Source organism: Brucella sp. TWI559 (assembly GCF_039674265.1).
GTDB classification, from domain to species: domain Bacteria; phylum Pseudomonadota; class Alphaproteobacteria; order Rhizobiales; family Rhizobiaceae; genus Brucella; species Brucella chromiisoli.
In genome coordinates this window covers 1-1,515 of the sequence record NZ_JBDJNE010000060.1, presented here as the reverse complement: position 1 = coordinate 1,515, position 1,515 = coordinate 1, and the positions used below count along the sequence as shown (strand labels likewise).

Genomic DNA, 1,515 nt, shown 5'->3' with positions numbered 1-1,515 from the left:
TGTCCGACCTCAGCGCCTTTGAGACAAAACTGGTTTAATTAAGAAGAGAGGATTTTCGGCTCATCATAGCTTTATCAAAGGACGCAAAGATGAGACAGAAACCCGTTCCCCAAACGTCTTCTGCGGAGAAGACGATCAAAGATATCCGTCGTGCCACGCGTAAACATTATTCGGCCGAGGATAAAATCCGTATTGTTTTGGAAGGTCTGCGCGGGGAAGACAGCATTGCTGCGATCTGCCGCCGTGAGGGGATCGCCGAGAGCCTTTATTATAGCTGGTCGAAAGAATTCCTCGAGGCAGGAAAGAAGCGCCTTGCAGGCGACACCGCCCGTTCTGCCACCAGCGACGAAGTAAAAGCGCTGCGTCGTGAAAGCCGTGACCTGAAGGAGGCGCTGGCCGACGTCACGCTGGAAAACCGCCTGCTCAAAAAAAGCATGATCGGGGATGGGGGCGACGACGAATGAGATATCCCGCCTCCGAAAAGCATGAGATCATCCGGCTTGTCGAGCAGTCGCATTTGTCAGCCAGGCAGACGCTGGAAAAGCTGGGCATTCCAAGGCCGACCTTCTATCGATGGTATGATCGCTTCCAGACCTACGGTGTCGAGGGGCTGGAAGACCGGACGTCCGCACTTTCGCGGGTGTGGAATCGTATCCCTGACGATATCCGGGATCGCATCATCGCACTAGCGCTCGATCATGCCGACCTGTCACCGCGTGAATTGGCGGTGAAGTTCACTGATACGGAAAGTTATTTTGTATCAGAGGCTTCGGTCTATCGCTTACTCAAGGCTCACGACCTGATCACGTCGCCAGCCTATATCGTCATCAAGGCCAATGACGAGTTCAAGGACAAGACCACGAGGCCGAACGAGATGTGGCAAACCGACTTCACCTACCTGAAGGTCATCGGCTGGGGATGGTTTTACCTATCGACCATCCTCGACGATCACTCCCGCTACATCATCGCCTGGAAGCTGTGCACCAGCATGAAGGTGGATGACGTTACCGATACACTCGATCTTGCATTGGCCGCCTCAGGCTGTGACAAGGTCAGGGTCGAGCATCGTCCCCGCCTGCTGTCGGACAACGGTTCGTGTTACGTCGCATCCGATCTCGGCGAATGGCTGGAGAAATACGAGATCGACCAGGTTCACGGCGCTCCCGGCCACCCGCAGACGCAAGGGAAAATCGAACGCTGGCACCAGACGCTGAAGAACCGCATCCTGCTTGAAAACTACTTCTTCAAGGAGGATCTTGAAGCCCAGATCGCGGCCTTCGTCGAGCATTACAATCATCGCCGTTACCATGAGAGCCTCGACAATCTCACTCCCGCCGACGTCTACTTCGGACGCGGACAGACCATCCTGCTCGAACGCGAAAGGATCAAACGAGACACGATCAAAAAACGCCGCTTGAACCACCAGGCCAAAGCGGCTTAAATCAACCCCCAAACCGAGCCGGAAACTCCAATCTTCAAAAGCACAAATAGTCTCAAATCATTCGACGACGGACA

At 54.4% G+C, this 1,515-nt stretch carries 1 protein-coding gene; it reads left to right on the top strand.

All coding sequences use genetic code 11. The features are described 5' to 3' along the window. The first annotated feature begins 89 nt into the window (after nucleotides 1-89). Nucleotides 90-1,441 (top strand): IS3 family transposase gene (locus ABE530_RS19570; RefSeq protein WP_499695717.1). Its coding sequence is split into 2 segments (ribosomal slippage): nucleotides 90-426 and nucleotides 426-1,441, totalling 1,353 coding nucleotides; the frame shifts between segments, so codons are not numbered across the junction. Nucleotides 1,442-1,515 lie beyond the last annotated feature (74 nt).